We start from the raw sequence: 22,432 nt of genomic DNA on the forward strand, positions 1-22,432 counted from the left end.
TGGCTACTCCTTCTTCTCCGGCAGCGGGATGAAGACAATGGGCCGGACCACCGTCTCCACCGCGTCCTTCTTGGACATCTCGTGGCCCTTGCCGCCGCGGCCCGTCACCTCGTACTTCGCCGGGGACAGGTGCAGCTTGCGGCCCTTCTGCGTCTCGAACTCCAGCTTCGCGTCCTTGTTGCTCGGCGGGACGGCCAGGAACTCCACCACGCCGTCGCCCTCGTCCACCTTGATGACGGTGACGCCCTTGCCGGGACCGGCCAGCTCGTTCACCTCCGCCACCTTGCACACCAGGGCGCTGGTCTTCTTCGTGAGCACCGCGAGCAGGTCCTTCTCGCCCACCGGCTGCACGCCGATGATTTCGTCGCCCTCGCCCGTCTTCGCGTAGCGGCGGCCGGCGCGCGTGGAGACCTCCAGGTGCGGCTCCAGGAGGAAGCGCATGCCCAGGCCGTGCTTCGTCACGCCCAGCAGCTTCTCCGGGCGCGGCAGCCGCGCGTCCAGCGACAGCGCGGCGACGACTCGCTCACCGTCGTCGAACTTGAAGAACTTCTGCACCGGCTCGCCGTAGCCCGTGGAGGCGGGCACGTCGTTGAAGCGCGTCACGTACGCGGTGCCGAAGTTGCTGAACAGCACCAGGTTGGACTTCAGGCTGCCGGCCAGCACCGCCATGACGGCGTCGCCCTCGCGCAGACGCGTGGAGGAGGGGTCCTTCACCTCGCGCATGCGCTTGACCCAGCCGTCGCGCGTCAACACGACGTGCGCGTCCTCGTCCGCGATGAAGGCCTCCTCGCTGAACTCCATCTCCTCGGAGCCCGCGCCGCCGATGCGCGTGCGGCGCTTGTCGCCGTACTGCGTCTTCAGCCCCGTCAGCTCGTCGCGCACGGTGGCCCAGACCTTCTTCTTGTCCTTGAGGATGGCCTCGATGCGCTTGATTTCCGCGCGCTTCTCCTTGAGCTCCTTCTCCACCACGAGAATCTCGAGGCGGGCCAGCTTGTAGAGCTTCATCTCCAGGATGGCGTCCACCTGGAGCTCGTCCAGCTTGAAGCGGGCGATGAGCTTCTTCGCCGCGTCCTGCTTCCCCTCGGACGCGCGGATGATTTTGATCATCTCGTCGAGCGCGTCGTAGACCTTCTCGAAGCCCTCGAGGATGTGGACGCGCCGCTGCAGCTCTCCCAGCTCGTGCTGGAAGCGCTTGGTGACGACGTCGAAGCGGAAGTCGAGGAAGTACTGGAGGATGGACTTGAGGTCCAGGCGCTCCGGGGTGCAGACCTCGGGGTTGTCCTTGTTGGGGACGAGGCACGTCAGGTTGACGCCGAAGTTCGTCTGGAGCGCCGTCTGCTTGTAGAGGTACGCCATCACCAGCTCGGCGTTGGCGTCCTTCTTCAGCTCCAGGACGATGCGCACCTCCTTGGTGGACTCGTCGCGCACGTCGGTGATGAGCGGCATCTTCCGCTCGCGCACCAGCTCGCCAATCTTGGCGACCAGGGTGGACTTGTTCACCGTGTAGGGGATGGAGGTGATGATGATCTGCTGGCCGCCGCGCTTCAGGTCCTCCAGCTTGTACTCGCCGCGGATGCGGATGCTGCCCTGGCCCGTCTCGTAGATTTCCCGCAGCTCCGGCTTGCTGTTGAGCACCTGCGCGCCGGTGGGGAAGTCCGGACCCTTGACCCACTTCATCAGGTCCTTGGTGACGAGCTTCGGGTCTTCAATCAGCGCCACCAGCGCGTCCACCAGCTCGCCCAGGTGGTGGGGAGGAATGTTGGTGGCCATGCCCACGGCGATGCCGGTGGTGCCGTTCATCAGGAGCTGCGGCACGCGCGCGGGGATGACGACGGGCTCCTGGCCCGAGCCGTCATAGGTGGGGCGGTAGGCCACCGTCTTGCGGCCCAGCTCCTCGAGCAGCTCGCTGGCCAGCGGCGCCATGCGGCACTCGGTGTAGCGCATGGCCGCGGCGCCATCGCCGTCCATGGAGCCGAAGTTGCCGTGGCCGTCCACCAGCGGGTAGCGCAGGGAGAAGTCCTGCGCCATGCGCACCAGGGCCTCGTAGATGGAGGCGTCGCCGTGCGGGTGGTACTGGCCCATGACGCTGCCCACCACCTTGGCGGACTTCTGGTACTTGGCGTCAGAGGTGAGCCGGTGGTCGTGGTACATGCCATAGAGGATGCGGCGCTGCACCGGCTTGAGGCCGTCCCGCACGTCCGGCAGGGCGCGCGAGGTGATGACGGAAAGGGCGTAGTTGATGTACCGGCGACGCGCCTCGTCAGCCAGCGAGGCCGGGACGGAGTTCTCCCCACCGCCGCCACCGGCGCCAGCAGCGGAGCCGCCGCCACCGCCGCCGCCCCCGGCCCCCTGCTTCTTTCGCGTCTTCGTTTCGGCTTCTGCGAGCATGGTCATCAATCCAGGTGAGAACGCCTCGTACCCGAACGCGGCGCGCGGCCCGCGCACTCCTCACTTCCGGGGTCAGAGGTATGTAACAAGGCGCCGGGACTACCATGGCCCCCTGACATTGGGAACGAATTCGGGGGGTTGCGCATGCTCCGGGTGTGCACACCTATACGCCCGTATAGTCCTGAGCCCCAGTAGAACCCCTCAGCAACCCCGCGAAATTCCGAGGTTGTGGGCCTGGCTGGTTGCTTTGTGAGGACGCGACGGTGGGTGTGGGGCGTACCGGACTACCCGTTGTCGCCGGTAGGGCTGCCGGGCGTGCGGGGCTTGCGCGGGTCGGCGTCGCGGGCCCGGCCCCAGCTCCCGCCCTTGAAGATGCGGACGCCCTTGCTGCCCCCGCCGCCGCCGATCATCCCGGGGATGGAGGCCTGGACGGGCTTGGCGCCCGGGGGCTGGTACACGACGCGCACCTTGCGGGCGGACGGAATGGCGGGGCTGGTGGCGTCCACGAGGACGTAGACGGTGTTCTCGTCCACGTGGAGGCGCTCGGTGTCCTGGCGGTGGTTGAGCTCGGCGAGCAATTCACCGTCGTCCGCGGAGCGCGCGTCGTTGGCGAGCAGGCGCACCTTGATGCGCAGCCAGGTTTCAGGGGGAGCGCCGTCCTCCTTGGCGGCCTCGCGGACGCCCTGGACGACGATGGCCAGGTCGGCGCCGTTGGCGGGGCCCTCCTGCGTCAGGTGCAGGCCCGTCTGCTTGCTGGCGTCGGTGTCGAGCAGGAGCGTGGCGTTGGCGCAGCGGTTCTTGCATGCCTCTCCCCAGGGCTCGCGGTTGAAGCGCAGGCGCATGGCGAAGTCGCTGCCCTGGGGGCCGACGGTGGCGTCGACGATGACGGGGCGCTCCTCGTCCGCCGGAGCGGTGTAGCTGAAGGTCGGCTTCTCCTTCGCGGCGAAGCTGGTGCTGGCGAGCAGGGTGCAGACGAGCAGCGGCAGCTTTCGCTTCACGGGGCGGAACCTCCTCGGGAGCCGAGGGACGTATTCAAGTGGGAAGGGGGCCGCGGCTTCAAGCCCCGGACGTTAGAGTGGGCCAGTCTGGAGGACGAACGCGATGCGCAATCCATACGTGCGGCAGCTCAAGCTCGGGCCCATGGACAACTTCGTCTACCTCGTGGGGCCGGCGTCCTCGGACGAGGTGCTGGTGGTGGACCCCGCGTGGGACGTGGACGCGATTGAACAGGCGGTGAAGGCCGAGGGAAAGCGGTTGGTGGGCGCCTTCGTGTCGCACTGTCACTTCGACCACATCAACGGGCTGCCGGATTTGTTGTCGCGCCACGACGTGCCGGTGTACGCGCAGCGCGAGGAGGTGGAGTTCTCCGCCGAGCTGCGTGAGCTGGGTGACGCGCTGCGTCCGGTGGGGCCGGGGGACGCGGTGAAGGTGGGGGCGGAGAGCTTCCAGGCGCTGCACACGCCGGGGCACACGCCGGGCTCGCACTGCCTGCTGGCGGGGGACGCGCTGGTGTCCGGGGACACGGTGTTCATCAACGGCTGCGGCCGGTGCGACATGAAGGGCGGCAACCCGGAGGAGATGTACCGCTCGCTGTCCCAGGTGCTGCTGAAGGTGCCGGACACCGCGAAGCTGTGGCCGGGGCACGACTACGCGGACGTGCCCGTGACGTCCATGTCCGAGGTCCGGAAGAAGAACCCGTACTTCGCCTTCAACGACGTGGCGTCCTTCGTCGCGTTCCGGATGCGGCCGAGGAAGTAGCGCCCGGCGCCCGGGAGGTGCGTCCCCGGGCGCTCGCGGGCATCGGCGTCAGACGAACAGGTTCTCGATGGAGAGGTAGCGCTCGCCGGTGTCGTAGTTGAACGTCAGCACGCGGCTGCCGTCCGGGACTTCCGCCAGCTTGCGCTGCACCGCCGCGAGCGACGCGCCCGAGGAGATGCCGAGGAAGATGCCCTCCTCCTTGGCGGCGCGGCGCGCGAAGTCGAAGGCCTCCTCCTCGGGAATCTGGATGACGCCGTCGAGGACGTCCGTGCGCATGATTTTGGGGATGAAGCCCGCGCCGATGCCCTGGATGGGGTGGGGGCCGGGCTGGCCGCCGCTGAGCACCGGGGACTTCGTGGGCTCCACGGCGAAGACCTTCAGCTTCGGGAAGCGGTCCTTGAGCACCTCGGCCACGCCGGTGATGTGGCCGCCGGTGCCCACGCCGGTAATCAGGTAGTCGATGCCCTCGGGAAAGTCCTGGAGGATTTCGCGCGCGGTGGTGCGCTTGTGCACCTCCACGTTGGCGGCGTTCTCGAACTGCTGCGGCATCCACGCGCCGGGCGTCTGCGCCACCAATTCCTGCGCGCGCGCAATTGCGCCCTTCATGCCCTGCGCGCGCGGGGTGAGCTCCAGCTTCGCGCCGTACGCGGCCATGAGGCGGCGGCGCTCGATGCTCATCGACTCGGGCATGACGAGGGTGAGCGGATAGCCCTTCACCGCGGCCACCACCGCGAGTCCGATGCCTGTGTTGCCGGACGTCGGCTCGATGATGACGCTGTCCTTCTTGAGCACGCCGCGCGCTTCCGCGTCCTCAATCATCGACAGGGCGATGCGGTCCTTGATGCTGCCGCCCGGGTTGGAGCGCTCCAGCTTCACCCAGACCTCCACGCGCGGGGAGAAGAGGCGGTTGAGCCGGACGTGCGGGGTGTTGCCGATGGTCTGCAGGATGTTGGCTGCCTTCATGGGGTCTGCCTCCAGGGAACGGAACGACGGGGACGTGAAAATGGAAGCGGCCCGACACCTCTGAGAGGGCGGGCCGCGCGAGCGACGGGGAGAGATTTCAGGGACGCTCTACGCGCTCTCCCAGTGCTCGGGGCCCGCCAGACAGCAGCAGGTACACGCCACGCGGCAGCAGCAGCACTGAGCGCCAGTCGTGGGGAGCGAGAGCGACATTCGGGGAGGAACTATGGGCGCCAGGGCGGGCGGACGTCAATCCGTTATAACGGAGGGCGGCCAGTCACTCGGGCCCCGCGTGCCCTGCTCTCGCACGCGGTGTCATGCCCCGCCGCTCGCGCACACCTTCCTTCATGGGCCCCGGCGAGGGCCCGCAAGGAGGGGCGCGTCGTGTTGATGCCGTCCAGTGGCCTGAAGCCCTCCGAGGTCAGCGTCCATGCCGAGCCCCTGACGGTGTTCGCGCCGCTGGTGGGCGAGGCGGGCTGGCGTGCCTTCACGGAAGACATCGAGCAGGCCCGCGCCCGCATGGCGGGCCACACCTTCTGGAGCGTGAATTCCACGGCGCGGGGAGGGGGCGTGGCGGAGATGCTTCCCTGGTTGCTCGCCTATGCGCGCGGCGCGGGCGTGGACGCGCGGTGGATGGTGCTGGAGGGCACGCCGGACTTCTTCCGCATCACCAAGCGGCTGCACCATGCGCTGCACGGCTCGCCGGGAGACGGCTCGCCGCTGGGGCCGGAGGAGCGCGCCGTCTATGACGAGGTGCTGCGCGACAACGCGGAGGAGTTGCTCGCGCTGGTGCGGCCGGGGGACGTGGTGCTGCTCCATGACCCGCAGACCGCGGGCCTCGCGCCGGCGTGCGCGGCGGTGGGGGCCCGCGTGCTGTGGCGGTGCCATGTGGGCTCGGACACGGTCAACGCGGAGGTGAAGCGCGCGTGGGAGTTCCTGGCGCCGGGGCTCGCCGCCGCGGAGGTCACCATCTTCTCGCGCGCCTCCTATGTGCCACCGGAGTGCGCGGACCGCGCGCTCATCGTCCGGCCGTCCATCGACATCTTCTCGGTGAAGAACCAGCCGCTCGCGCCGGACATCTCTCGCGCCATCCTCGCGCACGCGGGCCTGCTGCGGGAGGAGCCCGGTGCGCCCGAGCCCATCTTCACCCGGGTGGATGGGTTGGCGGCTCGTGTGTCGCGTGGGGCGGACATCGTGCGGCTCGGCTCGGCGCCGGTGCCGGACATGCCGCTGGTGGTGCAGGTGTCGCGGTGGGACCCGCTGAAGGACCCGGCGGGCGTGCTGCGGGGCTTCGCGCTGCTCGCGCGGGCGACTCCGGGCCTGCGCGCGGAGTTGGTCCTCGCGGGCCCGGCGGTGACGTCCGTGGCGGACGACCCCGAGGCCGCGTCCACGCTCAACGCCGTCATCGCGCTGTGGCGGCAGCAGCCCCACTCGGTACGCCAGCGCATCCACCTGGCGTGCCTGCCCATGCGGGATTTGGAGGAGAACGCCGCCATCGTCAACGCGCTCCAACGTCACGCGACGGTGGTGGTGCAGAAGAGTCTGCAGGAGGGCTTCGGGCTCACCGTCACCGAGGCGATGTGGAAGGAGCGCGCCGTGGTGGCCAGCGCGGTGGGCGGCATCCAGGACCAGATTGTCCACGAGGTGAATGGCCTGCTCGTGAGAGAGCCGAATGACCTGCCGGAGTTCGCCAGTGCGGTGCGCAGGGTGCTCTGTGACAGCGAGCTCGCCGCGCGCCTGGGGACGCGGGCGCGTCAGGACGTGCTCAAGTACTTCACGGCCCCGCGTCACCTCATCGACTTCGCACGGCTGCTCGAGCGGCTGGACCTGCACCCCGAGCGCAGCCACATCGCTCCGCCCGGAGATGCGTCCGCGATGCACGCTGTCTGACACGGAGCCGGGGCTCATCACGAGCCCCGGTCCGCTCACGCGGCGACTACCAGTAGACGGCGACCGAAGAGATTCGGTCGTTCCACGAGTGCCAGCGGCGGAACGGCCACCAGCCCGTGTACCAGCCCCAGTTGCTCAGGTTGGGGATGGCCCAGCCGCGGCCAATCCACAGCACGTGGCCCTGGAAGTTGGAGTGCTCCGTGACGAGCGTCCAGCGCCCGCAGCCGGTGCTCCAGATGGAGGAGATGCGGTCGTTCCAGTACCAACCCAGGTTGCCATAGCCCCAGCCCGGGTACACCGCGAACCAGTTCCCCCAGTAGCCCGCGTGCTCGAAGAAATACGACCACGGGTTGCAGACGAGTGGCTGCATCCGGGGCTCTTCGGAGGGGAACTGGTCGGTCTCCTCGAAGTACTTCTTCAGCTCCTCCGTGGTGCGGAAGCCCTGCACCACGCCCTGCTCCGCCGCGCGCTCGTCGAGCACGTAGTGCGACAGGTGGATGTCCTTCTCCTGGAGCTCCGCGGGCGTGTACTTCTCGCCATCCACGAGGATGGGCAGGTCCGGGAGGAAGCCGTCCTCGGGCTCCTTCTCCAGGTCCTCGCGCTCCGCGTCGCGCAGCACCGCGGACAGCGGCACCCGGGTCAGCTCGCCGTCCTTGTTGTCCTGCGGCTCCGTGTTGTTCTCCGGAACGGGCTCGTACGGCGGTTCAGCGAGAGACGGCCCGCCGACCAGCAGCGAGGCCAGCGTCAGGGAACCAATGAGCGTCTTCAGCTTCATGTGTTCGCCACCTGTTCGTGATTGGGGTGCGGAAGGGCCGGACGGCCTCCCATGCCCGCGGCCACACCGCGGCCGGGACCTCACGCTTATGGCATTATTCATGATTTAACTGAAATACGTGCAATCCACGTGTGGGCGTGGATTGACCTGTGTGTGACCGCACCGGTAGGGCTACACCCGCCGTGCCCGCGCGGACACGGGCGGCATCTGGAGGCCGCGCGGCTTCGCGTGCATGGACACGTATGCCGCCACGGCGAGCAGGCCCACGGCGAGCCCCGTCCATATCGCGGCCCACACCACCGAGGGCACCCAGGTCAGCTCCGCCAGCAGCGCCGCATCGCTGTGCGAGCGCACCGCGCTGTTCCACAGGTCGTCCCGCAAATCGAACACGGCGTACAGCGCGGTGAACGCGGCGATGAACAGGTTCAGCACGTCCACCGCGCCGTCGGGCAGGTACTTCGCGCAAAGGCCCAGCACCAGCGCCGTGCCCAGACAGAAGGCCAGTGTGAACAGGTCCCCGAAGTAGAGCAGGCCCATCACCGTCAGCCACACGCACGCGGCGCCCAGCACCCAGCGCCGGAGCTGGAAGCGGAACGTGGCCAGGAGCAGCCCCGCCCCCGCCACCGCGCTGCCCAGGTAGCCTCCCGAGTAGACGGCCACCTTCGGGAAGAAGCCCGGCGGCAGGCTGGACAGGCAGGAGCCGGACTCGTTGGTCGCCAGGTGGATTTTGTCCACCGAGCCACCCACCAGCAGCGTGGCCAGCGCATGCCCGCTCTCGTGCATCATCACCACCAGCACCTTCAGCGGCCACAACACGGGCGAATACCAGAAGTACCAGCCCACCCCCAGCATCAGGACGAGGAGGGCCAACCGGCCGAAATCAAGCTGTGCTCCGCTGGCGGTCCTCATGGCTGCCTCCCCTCCTGGGACACCCCAACACTTAAGCCGGGTTCATCTTCCTGTGAAAATGCCCCCTTCGTGCCGCAAGGCGTTGAAGAAAGGGGAGTCGCGTGCGGGCGCCGGACGGGGTAGGGAATGGGGTCATGAAGAAGACGCTCCTCCTCCTGTCGCTCATGGCGGCGCCGGCCCTCGCCGGTGAAGGCAAGTGGACTCCCCAGCAGGTCCTGGAGCTGGACCCCGCGTGGCTTCGCGCCCAGGGCCTCCAGGTTCCTCCCAAGAAGCTGTGGGACCCCCAGCGCGGCACCGGCCTGCTCGCGGGCGCGGTGAACGTCGGAGGCTGCTCCGGCGCCTTCATCTCCGCGTCCGGGCTCGTCATCACCAACCACCACTGCGCCTTCGGCATCATCCAGGAGCACAGCTCCCCGAAGCGCGACCTCATCACCGACGGCTACCTCGCCTCCAAGCGCGAGGACGAGCTGCCCGGCAAGGGCGCGCGCGTGCAGGTGCCGCGCAGCTTCACGGACGTGACGAAGGACGTGCTCGCCGCGGTGCCGGCCGGCGCGGACGACCTCACGCGCTACAAGGCGATTGAGCGCAAGCAGAAGGAGCTCGTCGCCGAGTGCGAGAAGCGCCCCGCCACCCGCTGCCAGGTGGCGACGTTCGATGGTGGCCTCAACTACACGCTGGTGGACGCGGTGGAGCTGGCGGACGTGCGGCTCGTCTACGCGCCGCCGCGCGCGGTGGGCGAGTACGGCGGCGAGGAGGACAACTGGATGTGGCCGCGCCACACCGGTGACTTCGCCATCATCCGCGCGTACACCGCGCCGGACGGAACGTCCGCGCCCTACAGCGAGAAGAACGTCCCCTACAAGGCGGAGTTCTTCTTCCCGCTCGCCACCGAGGGCGTGAAGCCCAACGACTTCGTCATGGTGCTGGGCTACCCGGGCCGCACCTGGCGCGCGCTGCTCGCGGAGGAGATGGCCTCGCGCCAGTCGCAGGTCTATCCGAGCATGCGCGACGTGCTCGGCGAGGCCATCCGCATCCTCGAGGAGGAGGGCGAGAAGGACGCCGCCGGGAAGATTGCCGTCGCCTCGCAGCTCAAGGGTCTGCACAACGTCCACAAGAACGCGGCGGGCCAGCTCACCGGCCTGAAGCGCGGCCACATCGTGGAGAAGCAGCACGCCTCCGAGGCCGCCGTGGTCGAGTGGGCGAAGAAGGGCGGCGCGAAGTGGGCGGACGCATTGAAGGCCCGCGAGGAGCTGCTGGCCCTCCAGGCCGAGACGGCGAAGTTCTTCGGACGCGAGTTCCTCCTCGGCTCGGTGATGCGCCTGGCGCGCGGCCCGGCGCTGGCGGCCACGGTGTCCCGCCTGGCCGCGGAGCGCGCGAAGCCTGATTTGGAGCGGCGCCCGGAGTTCATGGACCGCGAGCTGCCGCGCCTCAAGGACCGCCTGGAGCGCGAGCAGAAGAACCTCTTCCTCGCCGCGGACAAGAAGCTCCTGCTCGCCTTCGTCAAGCGCGCGCAGGCGCTGGGCCCCAGCGAGCGCATCGCCGCCGTGGACACGCACTTCGGCAAGACGTTCTCCGAGAAGGACGCCGCCGCGAAGATTGATGCGATGTACGCGGGCACGAAGGTGCTCACGCTCGACGAGCGCATGAAGATGGCGGGCGAGACGGTGGCGCAGCTCTCGGCCCGCCAGGACCCGCTGCTCGCCTTCGGCCTGGACCTGGCGAAGGAGCTGGACGCGCTCGACGACGTCGAGGACCGCCGCGACGGCGCCACGCTGCGCCTGCGGCCGGAGTGGCGCAGGGCCGTGCTGGCCCACGCGGGCAAGCCGGTGGCGCCGGACGCCAACAGCACCCTGCGCGTGACGTTCGCGAAGGTGCAGGGCTACTCGCCGCGCGACGGCGCCATCTACACGCCGCAGACGACGCTGTCGGGCATGCTGGCCAAGCACACCGGCGAGGAGCCCTTCGACGTGCCGGAGAAGGTGGCGAAGGTGGCGGAGGCGAAGCGCTTCGGCACGTGGATGGACCCTCGCCTGAAGGACGTGCCGGTGGACTTCCTGGCGGACGCGGACACCACGGGTGGCAACTCGGGCAGCCCCACCGTCAACGGCAAGGGCCAGCTCGTGGGCGTCAACTTCGACCGCGTCTGGGAGAACGTCGCCAACGACTTCGGCTACAACCCGGACGTGGCCCGCAACGTCAACGTGGATGTGCGCTACATCCTCTGGATGCTGGACCAGGTGGAGGACGCGGACGCGCTCCTCCGTGAGCTGGGCGTGCGCAAGGGCCCGCCCGTGGTGCGGGAGACGCGCTGATGTCGGACGCGGGAAACGGCTCGCTGCCCCTGCCCGTCTTCAAGCCGGACGAGCGGGTGTGCGCCAACTGCAAGCTGTTCAGCCCGCACTCCATCGAGGAGGGGAAGGGCTGGGTGGGGACGTGCCGGCTGCACTCGTGGCGCGGGATGTTCCCTCCGTCCGCTCCCATCTGCGACAAGTACGTGCCCAAGGGGAGCGCCGCGCCGGTGACGCCGTCCGTCCCCGGGCGCGAGCGCTCCGCGCGCAGCGTGGCGCCGGTGGTGGTGCGGCGCCGCGTGGACCCTCAAGAAGAAGTGGATTTGGAAGGGCTGAGCATGACGCGTGAAGAGCTGATGGAGATATTCCGGGAGGCGTCCGGCATGGGCGAGGCGCCGCCCCTGGCCAACAAGTGGGAGGGCGGCACGCTGCGCCTCGTCCCCGGCAACCCGGAGCTCCAGTCGAAGGACCTGCCCATCGACAACCTGTTCCACAAGGTCGTCATGGTGCGCGACCGGCTGCGCGTGCTGGAGCAGAAGCTCAACGCGCACCCCAAGCTGACGGACGCGGAGAAGGTGGAGATGCAGAGTTACATCACCCGCGTCTACGGCTCGCTGACGAGCTTCAACGTCCTCTTCAAGGAGAAGGCGGACCAGTTCGTCGGCTCGAAGGGCGACGAGTGACGTCGCGCCGCCAGGGGCCGCGGGGGACGTCCCCGTGGCCCGTGGCGGTGATGCCTCAGGGCACCGGATGGAAGTGGTAGTTCTGGTTGTACGCCGAGTCCCACGTCACGCAGGAGGTGCGGTCCCAGTTGTGGAACCACAGCTCCAGGTGGCTCGCGGTGGCGGGAATGGCGAGGACGGCCGGCACCTGCTCGCGGCCGAAGGTGCCCACCACCTGCGTCAGCGGCGCGTACTGCACCGTGCCTCCGTCGAAGCGGTACTGCGCCTCCACGTCCCACGTCTGGTAGCCGTTGTACGTCTGGCGGCAGCCGGACAGCCGGGTGATGTCGTAGTCCACCACCACGTTGCCGCCCCGCTTCAGCGTCCCGTAGACGGCCGTCGTCCAGTTGGAGCCGAAGACGATGCGCGGGCTGCCCACGTCGAAGCGGAAGTTGTTGCCGTAGTTCGAGTCCCACTCGCTGCAGCCCCACAGGTTCGTCACCTGGAACCACAGCGCGAGGCCGCCGTCCTCGGGCAGGTTCAGCACGGCCTCCGGCGACTGGCCGGGGAACGAGGGCCGCCCGCCCGCGAAGAAGTTGCCCACGGTGCCGTCGTTGAGCTGGTAGTAGCCGGTGATGGCCCACGCCGGCCCGCCGTCGTTGGCGGTGCCGCGGCAGCCCGGCAGCCGGTCCGTGTCGTAGATGATTTTGACCTGCCCCCCCGGCGTCAGCGGCGCGGACTGGGTGATGCTCCAGTTGAGCGCGCTGTCGTTGAAGGTGAGGGTGGGGATGGACGTCTGGGCCCCCGCCGCCGTGGCGACGAGCAGCAGCGGGAGCAGGTACAGCGAGGTACGGCGCATGAAGGATGACTCCGGGGGAAGCGGGGGTGAGCCGGCCCGAGGTCCTCCAGGCCGGAAGGTGCGGAGGGCCCGGCTTCCCTCCGCGGGCCTCCACACTCCTGCTTAGCAGGCGGGCCCCACTTCACGTGGCGTCAGGGCTGCTGGCCGCGCTGCTCCATCAGCGTGAGTGCGCGCTGCCGGGCGCGGTGCAGGGTGCTCTTCACCGTGCCCTCGGGGATGCGCAACAGGCTCGCAATCTCCGGGTAGCTGAGGCCCCGCACCTCGCGCAGGTAGAGCACCTGTCGCTGCTGCTCGTTGATGTCCTCCAGGGCCTGGCCGAAGTGGCGCTCCATCTCCGCGCCCACCGCGAGCAGCTCGGGGGACAGCGGCTCCTGCGGCTCGTGGCTCAGCCGCTCGCGACGCTTGCGCGCGCGCAGCCAGTTGATGCTGCTGTTGACCATGACCCGGTGCAGCCACGTGCTCCATGCCGCTCGGCCGCCGAAGCCCGGGGCCCTGCGGGCCAGCCTCGCGAAGACGTCCTGCACCACGTCCTCCGCGTCGTCGGTGTCGCCGACGATGCGCCTTGCGATGGCCAGCGCGCGAGGACGGTGCTCGTTGTAGAGCTGCGACAGCGGCGGAAGGGTGAGAGCGGCGGCGTGCATGACGGGTGGTCTCCTGAACACCCCGGGTGGGGACTGCCACCCGTGTGAACGAACCCGCCGTCAAAAGGGTCTATCGCCTCAGGGCGAAAGGGTTTCTCACCCCGCGTGTCCGGAGAGCGACACGCACATCGCCCTCGCGGGAGGGCCTGCTCCCGCGCGTCCTGCTTCGTCAGGCCCCGGTGCTTCAGCCGCTCGCAGCGGCAGCGTCTACTCCTGCTCGTCCTGCTTCGTCAGTCCCCAGTCCTTCAGCCGCTTGAAGAGGGTGGAGCGCGCCACGCCCAGCTCGCGCGCCACGCGCTCGCGGTTGTTGTTGCAGCGCTTGAGCGCGGCCTCGACGATTTGCCGCTCCAGCTTCTCCAGCATCTGCTCCAGCGTCATGCCGGGCGGAATCTCCGGCACGGCGATGCCGGTGTCGCGGTTGAGCTCCTGGTCGAAGCTGATGTCGCCCGCGTCGATGACGGGGCCCTTGCGGAGCAGCAGCGCGCGGTGCACCACGTTGCGCAGCTCGCGGATGTTGCCCGGCCACCCGTGGTGCTGCAGCCGCTCCAGCGCCGCGGGCGTGAAGCGCACGGCCTGCCCGCGCGGCGCGTAGGTGCGGATGAAGTGCTCCGCCAGCATGGGCAGGTCCCCCTTGCGGCTGCGCAGCGGCGGCAGGTGCAGGGGAATCACGCAGAGCCGGTAGTACAAATCTTCACGGAAGCGCCCCTCGCGCGCGGCGGCGAGGAGGTCGCGGTTGGTGGCCGCCACCACCCGCACGTCCACCTGCACCGGGCGGCTGGCGCCCACGCGCTTGATTTCACCGCCCTCCAGCGCGCGCAGCAGCTTGGCCTGCAAATCCAGGGGCAGCTCGCCAATCTCGTCGAGGAAGAGGGTGCCGCCGTCGGCCTCCTCGAAGGCGCCCTTGCGCGCGTTGGCCGCGCCGGTGAAGGAGCCCTTCTCGTGGCCGAACAGCTCGCTCTCGATGAGCTCCTTGGAGATGGCCGCGCAGTTGACGGGGATGAGGGGCCGGTTGGCGCGCTGCGAGCACGCGTGGATGGCGCGCGCCACCAGCTCCTTGCCGGTGCCGGACTCGCCCAGCACCGTCACCGCCGCGGAGGACGGGGACACGCGTTCAATCAGCTCCGCCAGCTGCCGCACCGACGGGTCCGAGCCGATGATGCCGTGGAAGTCCGCCACCTCCTTGCGCGCCGCCGGCGTCGCGGCCTCCAGCACCAGCTCCGTTTCGCCCACGCGCAGCACCGTGGGCAGCGGCACCTCCGCCTCGAAGACGCGCACCGGGCCCAGCCACGTGCCGTTGGTGGAGCGCAGGTCCACCACGTGGAAGACGCCGTCGCGCCGCGTGACCTTCAGGTGCCGGCTGGAGGCGAAGCGGTCATGGAGCACGAGGTCGCACGCGGCATCCTTGCCCGCGGTGAAGCCCTCGCCGGTGAGCCGGTGCACGGACTCGTTGAGGCCCTGCTTCACGCGCACCTGCGCGGCCTGCCAGCGCGCGGCCTGCGCGTCCGGGGCCTGCACCGACGTGGTGTGCCCTACCTCCGTGGTCTGGTCCGCGCCGTCGCCGCCCGCGCGCACGCGGAACACCGCGCGCCACTGGCCCAGTGCCAGGTCCGCGCCGTCCGCGAGCTCGCCCTCGGTGAGCGTCTTGCCCGCCACGGTGGTGCCCTTGCCGGACAAGTCCTCCACCCGGCAGCGCGCGCCGTCCCACAGGAGGGCCACCTGCTGGCGGCTCACCTCCGGGTCGGGGATTGCGACGTCGCTCTGCTCGCCGCGACCGAGCACCAGCCGGGCCCGGTCCACCGCCACCCTCAGCACCTCCTCGCCACGACGAAAGAACACCAGCTCCGGCATTTCAGCCTCTCCCGGCAGGTCCGAAGGGGAGGGCTTTACACAGGAAGCTGTTCACCTTTCAACCCACACGCCCCAGGTAGGGCGTGGGGTGGGGGGAGGCCGTCAGCGGCGCGGCAGGAAGGTGGGCCGGTTGAGGAAGCCGGCGAGGCGCGCGGCGCGGAAGGACGGGTCCTTCTTGTCCGGCGGGAAGATGGTGACGCCCGCGGCGAGGAGGCCCAGGCGCTTCTGGGCCTCGGGGTCCAACTTGAGATTCACATCCATGGCGGGCTCGCTGTACTCCAGCCGCTTGCCCAGCTTCAGCGTGCCGGTGGCCATCGCCTCCAGGTCCTCGCTCTTGAGCCGCAGCGTCTGCACGGTGCCCAGCCCCTTCTCGAACTGGATGCGGCCGGTGAGGTTGCCCAGCGCGACCTTCGGCAGGTCCATGGGCATGGCCGGGCCACCGCCCATGGGCACCGCCACCTTGCCGCCCTTGATGACGAGCCCCTGCGTGTCCAGCGTCAGCTCACCGTCCGCCAGGGACAGGTCCGCGTCCGCGCCCTTCGAGGGCAGCGTCAGAGAGAGGGCGCCGTTGATTTCACCGTCCAGGTCCAGGCCGGTGAAGGCCGGCAGGTTGCCGCCGGACGCCTTCAGCCCGTCCGCCTCCACGTGCACCTTCTTGTCGCCGAGCAGGCCGACGGACGCCGACACCGTGCCGCCCATGGCATTCGCGCGCATGGCGACGCCGGGCGGGAAGAGGCTGGGGCGCACCGCCACCGAGTCGAGCACCAGCGCCTCGCCCAGCTCCAGCGCGCCGGGCACGTTGCCCTGGCCGGAAGCCAGCGCCGCGATGGTCTCCGCGCTCAGCGGCTGCGGCGGCTTGCTCACCCGCACCTGGGTGGCGGTGATGCCCGCCAGCCCCGGACGCAGCGAGCCGATACGCACGGCGAGCCCCGCCTTCGCCGCCTCCGTGACGAGCAGCGAGCGGACGGTGTCGTACGGGAAGGTGAGGAACAGGCAGAGGATGAAGGCCACCACCGCGAACGCGGCGTAGCCGAGGAAGACCTTCCAGCGGGCAGGCTTGTTCTCAGGAGGCATGGTTTATTGCTTCATCCGGTAGGTGGCGACGGTGGTCCACGCCGTCAGTGTGTCCGAGGCGGGCTTCGGCTCGATGCGCAGGTACTTCACCTTCACCACGCCCGGGCCGCTCTCCACCGTGCGCAGGAAGTCCGTCAGCTTGCGCAGGTCCACGTCCGTGAAGGTCAGCTCCACGGTGCTCTCGATGATTTTTCCGTCACCGACGCCCATGTCTCCCTTGGGCGTCATGTTGGGCACCTGGAGGCCGGACGCGGTGGCCTTGTCCTCGATGTAGCTGATGAGCTGCACGTTGCTGGACGTGAGCTGCTGCTCCACGGACTGGCGGGCCGCCTGCGCCTCGCGGTAGCTGGCCGCCAGCGCCTGCACCTCCTGCAGCTTCGCCAGCTTGTCCTGCGTGCGCTTGCGGTGGCCGGCCGCGCTGGTGGAGAACCCCATCACCACCGCGAAGACGATGAACGCCAGCAGCGCCGCGCCGGCGATGGACACCATGCGCCGCTCGCGCTCGCTCAGCCGCTCGAACCACGCCGTCACCGGCGCGAAGATTTCAGAAGCCTTGGCCATGACTAGCTCTCACCGCCCGTGTCGCCGGGGCACTGCACCTGGACGTCCAGGCGGAAGGACACCTTGTTGCCGTCGCGCGTGCGCTCCACCTTGCCCTGCTTCACGTCCTTGAAGCAGGCGTGGCCCTTGAGCGCGTTGGACAGCGTGTCCACCTGCTTCGAGGAGTCCGTCTCACCCTGGAGGATGACCCGGTCCAGGTCGATTTGGATGCGGTCGAACTTCACCGGCACGCTCTCCGGCACCCGCTGCGTGACTTCCGCGAGCAGATTCACCGCCGTCATGCGCGGCAGCGCCGCCGCCGGGCTCTCCACGCCCTTCAACATGCTGAGCGCGCGGTTGTAGTCCTTCTCGCAGCGGCCGAGGATGCGCTGGGTGGTGTCACACAGCACGGCGTCCACCTCCGCCTCGCGGCGGGACAGCACCGTGTTGCGCACCACGCCGAACGCGATGAGGAGCAGCAGGAGCGTGGCCCCGAACGCGGCCAGCAGCCCCAGCTTGTCCTTCATGTAGTCGAAGTCACCCTTGAAGGCGAGCTCGCCCCGGCGGAAGTTGAAGCGCGGCGCCTTCGCGCCCGTCGCGTTGCCGCGCAGCGCGAGCGCGTACGCCTGCGCCGCCGCCGGCTGCGTCGCCGCGGGGATGGCCTCCGCCGTGTCCGCGGGCAGCGCGAGCACGCGCACCGGCAGGTTCAGGTCCCGCGACAGCTGCTCGGCGAGGCCGGGCATGCGCGCGGTGCCGCCGCACAGCACCACCGCGCCCACCTGCTGGCGGGTGCGGGCGGTGAAGGCCTTGAGGGTGGGACGCAGCTCGCGCAGCACCGGCTGCAGGCCGCGCACGAAGGCCGCCGCCGCGCGCTCCGCGTCCGGGCCCTGCGCCGCGCCGGCCATGGCCCCGTGCTGCTCCTTCCAGTGGTGCGCCTCCGCGAGGGACGTCTGGAACTCGGTGGCCAGCGCCTTGGACAAGTCCCGGCCGCCGCCCGCGAAGGTGCGCGCGAAGAGCACGCCCGTGCCCGGCTTGCCGAAGGACACCGAGGTGCGCTCGTGGCCGATGTCCACCATCGCGATGGCGCCGCCCTCGCCCTGGCCCTCGAAGAGGCCCGGGTACTGCTGGAGCAGGTTCTGGTACGCGAGGCCCGGGTGCGTGACGATGCGCGGGTCCAGCTTCAGCTCGGACAGCAGCGCCAGGAGCGACTGGAGCTCCTCCTTGCGCACCACGCCGACGAGCAGGTCCGCCGCCTTCTCCTTGCTGCCCTCTGTCTCCTTCTGCGCCACCACCTGGTAGTCGTAGACCACCTCGGAGATGTCGAAGGGCAGCTGGCTGCCGATTTCGAAGGGGAGGGTGGCCTCGATGCGCTTGCCGTCGGAGAACGGCAGGCCGAGCGCGTGGGTGATGAGGGACGGGCCGGGCAGGGCGATGACGACCTGGTCCGCATGCCCCGGCGGGAGCTGACCGATGAGCTCCTGCACCGCGGCGCGCAGCGTGTCCGCGCGCTCTCCCTCGGTGGCGCGCCGCACCTCGGCGAACCCCCGGACTCCGTGTCCCTTCGTCTTGGACTCCAGCACCACGCCCTTCACGGAGTGGCTGCCGAGGTCCAGGCCAAGAATGCGGGCCATGCTATTCCTCTCTCCAGTACAGGAGGCGTCCCAGCGAGTCGTCCAGCCGGACCACGGCGGTGAGCGTCTTCTGCACGCTGCCCGCCTCTCCCACGGATTTGATGGTGAACGTCTGACTCTTGTCGCCCAGGAGGCGGTTGCCCGCCACGTTGGACTTCACGGCCGGGTTGACGGCGATGCCATTGGACTCGATGACGGCGACGAAGTCCTGCACGGACATGCCGAAGAAGCTGAACATGCGCGCGGAGCGGACGCGGTTGATGAGCTCGTTGAGGAACACCGGGTCCGTCAGCCGCGGGTCCGGGTGCGCCGGGTCCGCCACCGACAGGATGGCCAGCCCCATCATCACCGGGTCGTCCGTGTTGATGTTGGGCCGGCGGTTGATGTCCGGGTACACCGTGAGCCGGTCGCGGAACGCGGACATGAACTGGTCATTCACGCCGTGCACCCGGTACAGCTCGTCCAGGCTGTCGAAGCGCGCGTTCTTCGGCTCGTAGGACGGGTCATAGCGGCTGTAGTCCCCGCCCTCGTCCTTGAAACCGTTGGGCATGGGGTTGGTGGGGTCCACCTTGTTCATCGTCGACCCTGTCTCGTCGTCGTCCGCCCAGTCCTTGATGGCCAGCACCACGTCCTCCGGCACACCCCGCACCTTGTTCGCGTCGTCGCGCTCCCAGAGGAACTCGAAGCGCTTGTCCTTGAACATGTCCACCATGCGCAGCATGGTGGGGTACGCGTCGCCGGCACCGGCCATGAGGCGGTGGACGTTGAGCTTCTCCTCCTCGTCCGTAATCGAGGCGAGGAAGCAGCCCTCGAAGCCGCCGAAGGAGCGCTTCGTCATCTGCGATGCGACTTCACGCGCGGCCGGGTCCGCTTCCGCGTCGTCCATCTTGAAGTTCGAGTCTTCCTCCGCCGGCTTCAGCGGAGACGTCTCGCCGCCCCCGGAGCCGTCCTCGCTCTTCACCAGCCCCTTGAGCATGTGGCAGTCCACGCGCGCCATCTTGTAGAGCTGGATGTTGAGCGACGTGGGCTGCGGCGTCTGGGTGCCGCCCTGCTGCTGCCCGCCGCCGATGCCGAGCTGCGCGAGGATGGACGCCGGGTTGGGGATGGGCGTCTGGTCCACCTGCTTCTGGAAGCGCAGGAGCAGCCGCGACAGGGCGATGCCCGAGCGCGCCATGTAATAGGCGCGCACCTCGTCCCGCTGGTTGGCCGCGAGCTGCAGGTCCACCCGGCTGTTGTACGCGAACTCGGTGGCAATCACCGTGAGGATGGCGATGGAGACGATGGCGATGATGAGCGCCACGCCCCGCTCGCGCTTGCCGCCAGCGGCCGTGGAGGCACCGGGTGCCCCGGGGTCCGCGGCCGGGCGGCGGCGCCTCGACGTCTGTTTGAAGAAGGAGCGTGACATCAGTACCTCGGGAGCTCCGTGTTGAGCATGATTCGGGCCTGGGTGGTGTAACGCGCTTCCTTCCCGGACTCGTCCACGGCCGTGACGGTGATGCGCACGCGCGTGGGCAGGATGGCCTTCTGCTCCGTGCGCTTCGTGTCCCACTCGTCATCCCACTGCTTCTTCTCCGAATTCCAGTACTCGAGCTCCAGCCCCTTCACGCCCTCGAAGAGGGTGTCGGTGGTGCCGCCGCGGTCCATGCGGTCGTCCACGTTGGGGTTGACGCGCCGCTTGAGGTCCATACGCCCGCGCGCGTCGCGGTCCGAGGACTGCTCCACGAAGTACTCCACCACCGCCTGGTCGGACTCCTTCACGTCCGTGTACAGGCGCTGATGGGCGAACGTGGTGAAGAGCAGCTTGTCCCGCTCGCCCACGAAGTTGGTGGGCCGGTCCTGCTGGTCGCGGAAGCGCTTCAAGTCGTAGCGGTCGCTCACGTACGCGGAGCCGATTTCGCGCGCCATGCGGTTCATGGCCACGCGCACCTGGCGGTAGCGGTCCGCGTCCGTCTCCACCGTCTCCTTCGCGGTGATGCCCGTCTGGAAGGCCATGGCCACCACCGTGCCCATCAGGGCGGTGATGGCGACGGCCACCATGACCTCCATCAGCGTGAAGCCTCGCATGCGGCGCCTCATCACTGGTCCCTCCTCAGGCCGCCCGGGAGCTTGATGTTGCCCAGCGGGTTGTTGCCCTGCCTGCCGCCCGGAACGATGCCGCCGTTGCCGCTGCCGGTGCCCTGGCCGCCGTTGCGTTGGTTGTTGAAGACGTCCTGACGCACGAGCGGCGCGCGCGTCTGCGGGTGCAGCATGGTGCCGTTGGGGCCCGGAATGGGGTTGGGCACGATGAGGCCCGTGTTCGGGTCCACCCACTGGTTCGACTGGCCCTCGGGCTGCTGGCCCTGCTGGTTGAGCGCGCCGCCGTTGCGGTCCGAGCCCGGCCCCAGCGACACCACGTGCGTCACCAGGTCGATGCTCTCCACCTGGGTGCCTTCCTGCCAGTAGACGGTGAGGTGCACCTCGCGGACCGTCTGCGTAATCTGCTGCACCATCTGCGTGAACATGGGCTGCGCCATGCCCATGGCCGCGCCCTGCATGCCGCTCACGCCGGCCTGCTGCGGACCGCTGGAGCCGTCCTTGCCTCCGCCGGAGCCGCCGCCGCCGAAGAGGCCGGCCAGCCCGGACATGGGGTCGCTGCCGTCGCCGCCGATGGGCAGGTTGAAGATGGCGCCGATGAGCTGGTCCGGCGTCACGCCCTCCGTCTTGGGAGCGATGATGCGCGCGCGCCACTTGAACTGGGACCAGCCCTCGTCGGAGAAGTCGCCGGACTCCTCGTCGTCGTCGTTGGAGAAGCCCTCGTCGTAGAGCTTCTGCTCCAGGTCCGTCATCTTCGAGCGGGCCAGCAGCGACGCCACGGTGAGCCGCTTCGTGTACACGTGGTTGGCCACCGCGCCCGCGTTCAGGTCGAAGATGGCCATGAGCGCCATCGCGAGGATGGCGAGCGCCACCACGACTTCGAGCAGGGTGAAGCCCTTGTTGCGCCTCATCGCGGCACCTCCAGCGCCTCGGCCACCACCTGTACCTTGCCGGTGAGGGGTGACACGTCCAGCGTCCAGACGTTGTCTCCCTGCCTCAGGTAGACGTACGCCTTCTCCGTGTAGCCCTGCGGGAAGAAGTAGAGGTACGCCACGCCGCTCTCCACGGGCTCGCGCTGCTGGCGCGTCCACACCGACACCTTCACGTCCGGCGGCAGCTCGCGCATGGGCACCTCTTCCGAGGTGTACGACGAGAAGCGGGACGCGCTCTCCACGCGCTGCTTCTCGCCCTCCATCAGGTCCGTCGCGCTCGGCGCATCGCCGCCGCCGGACACCATGTAGTTGCGGCGCGTCTCGCCCGGCGGGGCCTTGCCGCCCGAGCGCTCGGCCCGCTCTCGCGCGCTGTTGTCCTCGCGCAGCGTCGCGTCGCGGTCTCGCGACGTCGTCACCGCGCCCTCCGCGCACTCGGCGTGGTAGCGGGTGGGCTCCTCTGCCTTCGGGTCCGGAATCTCGAACACCAGGCGGCACGTCTTGCCGCGCAGCGCGGACGAGTCGTAGAGCGAGCGGATGAGGCCCGCCATCTCCCCCGCGGAGCCCTTCGCCTTCGCGCCGGTGATGGAGCCGATGCCCATCACCGCGGCCGAGAAGAGCATCGCGACGATGATGATGGCGATGGAGATTTCGATGAGCGTCAGGCCGCGCTGGGCCCGGCGGCGCGCAGGCGTCAACCCGCGCCGCGTCCGGAAGTCCGTGCGGCGGGGAGAAGTGTGGGCCGGAGTCATGGCTGGTGCTCCCAGTTGGAGGCGAGCACGCCGCCGCTGCTCAGGTCCGCGTCCACGCCGGTGCCGCCCGGTTTGCCGTCCGCCCCGTAGGAGATGACGGCGCCGCTGGCGCCATCCATCCAGTACACGTACGGGTGGCCCCACGGGTCCATGGGCGGGCCGTCCAGCAGCTGCGCCTGGATGAGCGGAGTGAAGCCCTCTTCCTTCGAGGGGAAGCGGCCCATCAGCCGGTGATGCGACTTGAAGAGCCCCTCCAGCTTGCGGATGTCCGCCCGGGCCCGCCGCTGCTCGCGCGTCAGCGAGGGGTCGTTGGTCAGCCAGACCAGGAAGAAGGCCAGGGCCGTGGCGACCGAGACGACGAGGGCCAGGATGAGCCGCCCCGTCCTGCTGGGGCGCTCCAGCCCTGTCGTCGAGGGCATCGGGGATGTGGTGGAGACGTGCTCGTTCATACCCAA

General features: G+C 69.4%; 20 protein-coding genes. 4 read left to right on the top strand and 16 right to left on the bottom strand.

Annotation, left to right across the window (positions count from 1 at the left end; translation table 11 throughout):
* Nucleotides 1-3 precede the first annotated feature (3 nt).
* Nucleotides 4-2,388: a DNA gyrase/topoisomerase IV subunit A gene (locus ACVTJA_RS16280; RefSeq protein ID WP_465837288.1), complete on the bottom strand. Its 2,385-nt coding sequence runs from the start codon at nt 2,386-2,388 to the stop codon at nt 4-6.
* Nucleotides 2,389-2,672: 284 nt separating this feature from the next.
* Entirely contained in the window at nt 2,673-3,386 is a 714-nt protein-coding gene (locus tag ACVTJA_RS16285) for a hypothetical protein (protein WP_465837289.1), read from the bottom strand.
* Between the two features lie 103 nt (nt 3,387-3,489).
* Here ACVTJA_RS16285 and ACVTJA_RS16290 point away from each other — a divergent pair, with 103 nt between their 5' ends.
* Nucleotides 3,490-4,146 (top strand): MBL fold metallo-hydrolase, encoded by a 657-nt coding sequence (locus ACVTJA_RS16290; protein ID WP_465837290.1) that lies wholly within the window; start codon nt 3,490-3,492, stop codon nt 4,144-4,146.
* Between the two features lie 48 nt (nt 4,147-4,194).
* Here the strand turns inward: ACVTJA_RS16290 and cysK are convergent, their stop codons facing one another.
* Complete coding sequence (cysK, locus tag ACVTJA_RS16295) at nt 4,195-5,109, bottom strand: cysteine synthase A (protein WP_465837291.1); 915 nt, start codon at nt 5,107-5,109, stop codon at nt 4,195-4,197.
* Nucleotides 5,110-5,496: 387 nt separating this feature from the next.
* Between cysK and ACVTJA_RS16300 the strand changes: the two genes are divergently transcribed.
* Entirely contained in the window at nt 5,497-6,996 is a 1,500-nt protein-coding gene (locus ACVTJA_RS16300) for a glycosyltransferase (RefSeq protein WP_465840411.1), read from the top strand.
* 46 nt (nt 6,997-7,042) lie between these two features.
* Here the strand turns inward: ACVTJA_RS16300 and ACVTJA_RS16305 are convergent, their stop codons facing one another.
* Both ACVTJA_RS16305 and ACVTJA_RS16310 read right to left on the bottom strand, forming a co-directional pair.
* Nucleotides 7,043-7,771: a hypothetical protein gene (locus tag ACVTJA_RS16305; protein ID WP_465837292.1), complete on the bottom strand. Its 729-nt coding sequence runs from the start codon at nt 7,769-7,771 to the stop codon at nt 7,043-7,045.
* A 171-nt stretch (nt 7,772-7,942) separates the two neighbouring features.
* Nucleotides 7,943-8,680: a M50 family metallopeptidase gene (locus tag ACVTJA_RS16310; RefSeq protein ID WP_465837293.1), complete on the bottom strand. Its 738-nt coding sequence runs from the start codon at nt 8,678-8,680 to the stop codon at nt 7,943-7,945.
* A 134-nt stretch (nt 8,681-8,814) separates the two neighbouring features.
* Here ACVTJA_RS16310 and ACVTJA_RS16315 point away from each other — a divergent pair, with 134 nt between their 5' ends.
* Both ACVTJA_RS16315 and ACVTJA_RS16320 read left to right on the top strand, forming a co-directional pair.
* The gene (locus ACVTJA_RS16315) at nt 8,815-10,992 is read left to right on the top strand and encodes a S46 family peptidase (protein WP_465837294.1); all 2,178 of its coding nucleotides are present in this window, start codon (nt 8,815-8,817) and stop codon (nt 10,990-10,992) included.
* Entirely contained in the window at nt 10,992-11,651 is a 660-nt protein-coding gene (locus ACVTJA_RS16320) for a hypothetical protein (protein WP_465837295.1), read from the top strand. The genes ACVTJA_RS16315 and ACVTJA_RS16320 overlap by 1 nt, the downstream gene beginning before the upstream one ends.
* A 55-nt stretch (nt 11,652-11,706) precedes the next feature.
* On the opposite strand, the gene ACVTJA_RS16325 is transcribed toward ACVTJA_RS16320, so the two are convergent.
* The 11 genes from ACVTJA_RS16325 to ACVTJA_RS16375 form a co-directional block, all read right to left on the bottom strand.
* Nucleotides 11,707-12,489, bottom strand: coding sequence for a DUF6209 family protein (locus ACVTJA_RS16325; RefSeq protein WP_465837296.1), 783 nt, complete (start codon nt 12,487-12,489; stop codon nt 11,707-11,709).
* A 131-nt stretch (nt 12,490-12,620) separates the two neighbouring features.
* Complete coding sequence (locus tag ACVTJA_RS16330) at nt 12,621-13,130, bottom strand: RNA polymerase sigma factor (protein WP_465837297.1); 510 nt, start codon at nt 13,128-13,130, stop codon at nt 12,621-12,623.
* Nucleotides 13,131-13,337: 207 nt separating this feature from the next.
* Entirely contained in the window at nt 13,338-14,978 is a 1,641-nt protein-coding gene (locus ACVTJA_RS16335) for a sigma 54-interacting transcriptional regulator (protein WP_465837298.1), read from the bottom strand.
* 102 nt (nt 14,979-15,080) lie between these two features.
* A complete protein-coding gene (gspN, locus tag ACVTJA_RS16340; protein WP_465837299.1) occupies nt 15,081-16,052 on the bottom strand; it encodes a type II secretion system protein GspN in 972 nt (323 codons plus the stop codon).
* A gap of 3 nt (nt 16,053-16,055) precedes the next feature.
* The gene (gene gspM / locus ACVTJA_RS16345; RefSeq protein ID WP_465837300.1) at nt 16,056-16,613 is read right to left on the bottom strand and encodes a type II secretion system protein GspM; all 558 of its coding nucleotides are present in this window, start codon (nt 16,611-16,613) and stop codon (nt 16,056-16,058) included.
* Between the two features lie 2 nt (nt 16,614-16,615).
* Nucleotides 16,616-18,223, bottom strand: a complete 1,608-nt coding sequence (pilM, locus tag ACVTJA_RS16350; protein ID WP_465837301.1) for a pilus assembly protein PilM — start codon at nt 18,221-18,223, stop codon at nt 16,616-16,618.
* Nucleotide 18,224: 1 nt separating this feature from the next.
* Complete coding sequence (locus tag ACVTJA_RS16355) at nt 18,225-19,628, bottom strand: type II secretion system minor pseudopilin (RefSeq protein WP_465837302.1); 1,404 nt, start codon at nt 19,626-19,628, stop codon at nt 18,225-18,227.
* Nucleotides 19,628-20,299: a type II secretion system protein GspJ gene (locus ACVTJA_RS16360; protein WP_465837303.1), complete on the bottom strand. Its 672-nt coding sequence runs from the start codon at nt 20,297-20,299 to the stop codon at nt 19,628-19,630. Before ACVTJA_RS16360 ends, ACVTJA_RS16355 begins: the two co-directional genes overlap by 1 nt.
* Nucleotides 20,299-21,207, bottom strand: a complete 909-nt coding sequence (locus tag ACVTJA_RS16365; protein ID WP_465837304.1) for a type IV pilus modification PilV family protein — start codon at nt 21,205-21,207, stop codon at nt 20,299-20,301. The genes ACVTJA_RS16360 and ACVTJA_RS16365 overlap by 1 nt, the downstream gene beginning before the upstream one ends.
* Nucleotides 21,204-21,977, bottom strand: a complete 774-nt coding sequence (locus tag ACVTJA_RS16370; RefSeq protein ID WP_465837305.1) for a prepilin-type N-terminal cleavage/methylation domain-containing protein — start codon at nt 21,975-21,977, stop codon at nt 21,204-21,206. Before ACVTJA_RS16370 ends, ACVTJA_RS16365 begins: the two co-directional genes overlap by 4 nt.
* Nucleotides 21,974-22,426, bottom strand: coding sequence for a type II secretion system protein GspG (locus ACVTJA_RS16375; RefSeq protein WP_465837306.1), 453 nt, complete (start codon nt 22,424-22,426; stop codon nt 21,974-21,976). Before ACVTJA_RS16375 ends, ACVTJA_RS16370 begins: the two co-directional genes overlap by 4 nt.
* Nucleotides 22,427-22,432: the final 6 nt, after the last annotated feature.

The sequence above is a fragment of the Pyxidicoccus sp. M6 genome (assembly GCF_055568925.1).